Genomic DNA, 5,744 nt, shown 5'->3' with positions numbered 1-5,744 from the left:
TACTGATATTATTCTCCATATATCACCTCGTTAATAGTATTTTTATATAGTATAATTAATTTTCTTTGTTATGTCAAATTTATTAGTAAGCAATGAAGTTAAAAAACAATTTTTGACAAAATACAAACATTTTATTATAATAAAAATATGGAATATTTAGAAAAGCTTAAAAAAATATTAAATGAACCTATTACAGTAAATAATTTAAATAGGATTAATGATTATTTTGTGCGTTATCTATTTTCACATACTGGAAATGAACATATAGCTTTGCATTTTATTAATTCTGTATTTAAAGATTCAGACTTTGCAACTTTTTCAAAAATTGAAATACTTAATCCTTTTAACATCGCAGAAAATTATGATGAAAAGGAGTCTATAGTTGATATAAAGGCTACAACTGAAACAGGAATAACTGTATTAATAGAGATTCAAGCGAGAGGAAATGAAGATTTTGTAAAAAGGGCTTTATTTTATTGGGCTTATAATTACACAAGCAGTTTGAATAGAGGCGGAATTTATGATGAATTAAAAGCCGTTATAAGTATAAATATTACAAACTTTATATTAACAGATGATGTTCATAGCTGCTATGTTTTAAAAGAATTAAATAACAATAGAATATTAACAGATCATTGTCAGTTACATTTCATTGAATTGCCTAAATTTAATTTAACAGATATAACTAAAATAAAAGATTTTGAAAAACTTAATAAAGAATTTATTTCTTGGGTAAAGTTCTTTAAGGGGGAAGACATGTCAATACTTATAAAAGAAAATACTATTTTTGAAGAAGTAGAAAAGAAATGTAATACTTTTGTTAATGATAGTCCTGTAATGGATAAATATAAAAAAAGAGAAATAGATTCATATTTTTTTGATAAGAGTTTGGAATTAGATTTGAAAAAAGCAAAGGAACAAGGTATTTCAGAAGGTAGAGAGGAAGGAGAAATAAACAAATCTATTGAAATAGCTAAAGGAATGAAAAATAAAAATATGGATATAAAACTTATTAGTGAATTAACAGGGTTAAGTATTGATAAAATAGAAAGTCTATAATTTATTTGTTTTTACTATCTTTAAATATAACTTTATAACATATACTATTTTATATATATTATAAAGTTATATGATTTTATTTCTCCATAAAATGCTTAAATCCTAAATCTTTTGACTTTTGAAGATACTCATCACTTTTCTTTTCACATTCTTCTTTTGAATATCCGCTTATATTTTCATCAAGTTCAGCATATTCATCGTATACAAGAGATAAATAGTAGTAGGTTTCTCCTATGTTTTCTTTAGTTCTAGTATTTCCTATAGATTTATTAAAATACATTTCAGAATTATTTAAATTATCAATTTTTTTATTTTCTTTATATTTGAAATATAATAGTACACCATAATTATTTGATAATTCTAAATCATTAGGATATAGTTTTAAACCTTCATTTAAATATTTTTCTGCTTCTGATAAACTTTCTTTATTTTTATTTATTTCATAATGATTTAAATATAAATAAGAAATACCATTATATATTAAATAAAAATTACTATTTATATTTAATGCGTTTTTGTAATATTCTAAAGCTTTATTAAAGTCTTCTTCTTTTTTAGTTTCTCTATATTTATTTGAATATAATATACTTCTATTAGTTAAAACATTAATATTTTTATTGTCTATATTTAAAGATTTATTATAATCTTCTAAGGCTTTATTAAAGTCTTCTTCTTTTTTAGTTTCTCTATATTTATCTGAGTATAAATTAGCTCTATTATTTAAAGTATCAATATTATTTTTATAAATATTTAATACTTTATTATAATCTTCTAAGGCTTTATTGAAATATTGGTCATCTTTAGTTATTCTGTATTTATATGAATATAATATACTTCTATTATTTAAAGCATTAATATTGTTTTTATAAATATTTAATACTTTATCATAATCTTCTAAGGCTTTATTGAAATATTGGTCATCTTTAGTTTTATAATATTTGTTTGAATATAAAAGTCCTTTATTTAGTAAAACACTAAAATCATTACTGTTTTTATTTAATAATTTTTGATAATTATCATTAGCCAACACAAAATAATTATCATCATTAGTTTCTATATATTTTTTTGAATATATATTTCCCATATTATTTATAGCCATAATATTATCAGAATATATTTTTAATACTTCAGAATAAAGTTTTATGGCTTCATCATAATTTTTATTCATTTGTTCATTTAATGCTCTTGCAAATAATTCACTTACTTTAGCTCTGTCAGCATTTATTTTTGATTGTTTTGTTTGTTCTTCTATTTTATTTAATGTTGATTCTATTTCTTGGGCTTTTTTATTTAATTCTTCTAGAGTTTTATTTGATTCTAATTTTGTTTCTTTTATAATAAGTTCCGACTGCTTTTGATTGCTTTCCATTATTTTATTATTGGCGTATATGCCTAAAATGGTGAATATTATCATTATTAAAGATAAAAATGCTAGCCAGAAAGTTACTGTATTTATTGAAAAGTCTTTACTGTCTTTTAGCGTTTCTCTAAGTAAATCTATATTAGGTTTGAATGCTTCTTCTAATGTATTTTTTATAAACTCTTTATTTTCAAAACTTTCATTTGTAACCGTTGCTTTCAAGAACTCATAATAATTGCTTAATTGTATTTGTGAGTTTAATTCAAATTGTTTTATGCTCTTTTCTATTAATGTTTTACTTTCATCTGTGTACTTAGAATATTTGCATATCAAAAATAATAAAAATATTATACATATAATAGAATATAATATAAAAGTAGAATGCCTTTTGAAAAAACATTCTTCTTGTTTATTTTCAATATTACTTTTATTATTTTTTGTGTTATTATTAGTATTTTCTATGGTGTTGTTATTATCAGACATATTTTATCCTATTATATTTTAAATATATTATATAGCTAAATTCAAAAATATAAACAATATTTAGTTCATGATTTAGGTTGATAGATTTTATTCTCTACTCATCGCACGGAGAATAAATCTATAAATATAATTTGATTGTCATTTATAATTTTTCTATATTTTAAATTTGGTTTAGCGTGCGTTAAATAGACTTTAAATTTAATTAATGCTTGGGCGGGGGCAGCAATTTCTAAATAAGTTATAAAGATAGTTTATATTAAACTTTAAAATTTATTTATTATAGAATAAAGTGTGGCTGTAAGTTATTTTATTAATAATATTTGACAAAAAACATATAAAGTTATATAATTTTTAAAAAAGTTATAGCATTCTAACATTTAAGGGGATTATATTATGAATATTAATTTAAATGGTGTATCTGAAACTTTATTAATTACATTATGGGCAAAAGCAGAGGAGAGTAAAAGAAAAGATGCTATTATAGTAGATTCTAAATCTATAGATATATTAAATAAAGTTGATTATGATTTTTCAAAGTTTAAAAACTCCAAAGGAAGTCAAGTAGGTACTTGTATAAGAACAAAAATAATTGATGATATAATAAAAGATATTATTGAAAAAAGCATGTCAGAAAGTTTTACTATTATTAATTTAGGAGCAGGGCTTGATACAAGGGCAATTAGATTTATAAAAGATAACATATATTGGTATGATATAGATTTTGAAGATGTTATTTCTTTGAGAAAACAGTTTTTTTCAGAACTTGAAAATAATAAAAATTATGAATGCATATCATCGTCTATATTAGATTATAGGTGGATAAAAAATATTAAAGTAAGAGGTACTGTAATAATAATATCTGAAGGTGTTTTGATGTATATAGAAGAAACTTATATAAGGGAATTAATAGAAAAATTATCTGAGAATTTTATTAACAGTCATTTTATATTTGATATTATACCTACAATTGCAGCTAAAAATACAAAACATCATGAAACAGTAAAAGAAACAAATGCTGTATTTAGATGGGGATTAGATGTACCATCAGATATAGAAAAATTAAGTAGTCATATAAGATTTATAAATAGCTATAATTATGCGGATTATTTTAAGAATAGATGGGGAGTTATTGGAATATTAAGATATTTACCGCTTTTAAAAAAAATGATAAATTTTAATACTTTGCATATCAATCTTGTTTAATAATATAAATTATTGATTTGTTATAATGAAATTATAAAATATAAAAAATATGGAAATGTAATAAAAGTTTTTAAATTTAATTACACTCCCCACCCTCTAGAATGTTTATTTTTCTGGTATTTTAAATTTGTAGTATAATCAAAACAAATACAACTATATAAAAAACAAAAATGGAAAAATACTTGATAAAGCTTGCAAAGGAAAATGACAGTGTAGGTATAGAGTTCTGTACTAAAAATGGTATTGATTATAGTAAATGAGTTTATGTGTATAGAAAAATTGATCCTATATACATAACAATTATATTTTGTCAAAATAATTTTTTTAATTTAAAATATTTGCGGGGCTTTGCCCCACACCCCAGTTCTTTTATTGGTATAAAAGAACCAAAAGAACTGCATTTTTAGGCTAAATTTAGGTTATATTTTACATTTAATAAATATTTTTAAAATATAAAGTTTAGCAATTGCGTTTTCACGAAGCAGCAACTTTGGCGAAGCCCACAGAGCATGTGCATCAAAAAAGTTGATAATACATCTGAAAAAATATCAAAATTAACAAATTATATTTGTTTAAGTATATACTGAAAATTTTTAACTTTATCAATTTTTTTATTATTTTACCACTGCATATTAAACGAAACTGTCAATATAATTATTTTATTAGTATTTTCGAAAATTTGACGAAGTTTGATTTAGCATAGGTAAAAAAAAGTTGATATAAAAAAATATTTTATTAAAATAATTAAAATATATTTAGATAATTAATATTATACTAGGTTTAAACTATATTTTTATTTAAGGAATAAAATTATGAATAAAGAAGAAGCTAAACAAAAAATTGAACAATTAACAGAAACTATTAATTACCATAACAAACTTTATTATACAGATGATAATCCTGAAATAGAAGACTATGAATATGATAAACTTTTCAGGGAATTAGAAAATCTTGAAAGAGAGTTTCCAGAATTAAAAAAAGATGACAGCCCTACTAATAAAGTGGGAGGCACTATATTAGAAAAGTTCGAGAAATTTGAGCACCCTATTGCTATGTACTCGCTTTCTAATGTTATGAATGAAGAAGAGTTTTTGGAATTCGATAACAGAATGCAAAAGGAACTTAATCAAAGTAAGATAAAATATACTGTTGAAAATAAATTTGACGGTCTTGCTTTAGAGCTTATTTACGAAAAAGGAAAACTTACAGTTGCAAGCACAAGAGGCAACGGACAGGTTGGTGAAAATGTTACTAATAATGTTAAGATGATGAATAATGTTCCTAAAAGCATAAAAGAGAAAAAGAAGCTCATTGTAAGAGGCGAAGCATTAATAACAAAAAAAGATTTTGAAGCATTAAATAAAGAAAGAGAAGAACTTGAAGAGATACCTTTTGCCAATGCTAGAAATGCAGCTTCCGGAGGATTAAGACAATTAGACAGTGCTGAAAGTAAAAAGAGAAGATTAAAATTCTTTGCTTATCAAATTGCCAATTATAAAGATTTTGATTTAACTAATGAATATAAATCGATGGAATTGTTATCAGAATTAGGATTCACAGTTGAAGGCGTTCACCCAAATATTGATGCTAAAAAAGTATTAGAAACTTATTATGATATACAAGAAAAAAGAAGCAAAAT

3 protein-coding genes and 1 pseudogene are annotated in these 5,744 nt (G+C 22.7%); 3 read left to right on the top strand and 1 reads right to left on the bottom strand.

Features of this window, described 5'->3' with window-relative positions:
- The first annotated feature begins 147 nt into the window (after positions 1-147).
- A complete protein-coding gene (locus Q0K19_RS14745) occupies positions 148-1,059 on the top strand; it encodes an Rpn family recombination-promoting nuclease/putative transposase (RefSeq protein ID WP_297249289.1) in 912 nt (303 codons plus the stop codon).
- 76 nt (positions 1,060-1,135) lie between these two features.
- On the opposite strand, the gene Q0K19_RS14740 is transcribed toward Q0K19_RS14745, so the two are convergent.
- Positions 1,136-2,902 (bottom strand): tetratricopeptide repeat protein, encoded by a 1,767-nt coding sequence (locus Q0K19_RS14740; protein ID WP_297249287.1) that lies wholly within the window; start codon positions 2,900-2,902, stop codon positions 1,136-1,138.
- A gap of 393 nt (positions 2,903-3,295) precedes the next feature.
- On the opposite strand from Q0K19_RS14740, the gene Q0K19_RS14735 reads away from it, so the two are divergent.
- Together Q0K19_RS14735 and Q0K19_RS14730 are read left to right on the top strand one after the other, a co-directional pair.
- Positions 3,296-4,105 carry a class I SAM-dependent methyltransferase gene (locus tag Q0K19_RS14735; RefSeq protein ID WP_014933734.1) on the top strand — a complete coding sequence of 270 codons (810 nt, stop codon included), beginning with the start codon at positions 3,296-3,298 and terminating at the stop codon, positions 4,103-4,105.
- 812 nt (positions 4,106-4,917) lie between these two features.
- Positions 4,918-5,744: pseudogene (locus Q0K19_RS14730) on the top strand (NAD-dependent DNA ligase LigA); the annotation flags it as partial.

This window comes from uncultured Brachyspira sp., assembly GCF_944393015.1.
GTDB lineage: Bacteria > Spirochaetota > Brachyspiria > Brachyspirales > Brachyspiraceae > Brachyspira.
This window is presented reverse-complemented; position numbering and strand designations above follow the sequence as displayed.

What these genes read in the sequence shown, in the direction of transcription:
- Q0K19_RS14735 (WP_014933734.1), top strand. Translation starts at nt 3,296, where the DNA reads ATGAATATTAATTTAAATGGTGTATCTGAAACTTTATTAATTACATTA.
- Q0K19_RS14745 (WP_297249289.1), top strand. Translation starts at nt 148, where the DNA reads ATGGAATATTTAGAAAAGCTTAAAAAAATATTAAATGAACCTATTACA.
- Q0K19_RS14740 (WP_297249287.1), bottom strand. Translation starts at nt 2,902, where the DNA reads ATGTCTGATAATAACAACACCATAGAAAATACTAATAATAACACAAAA.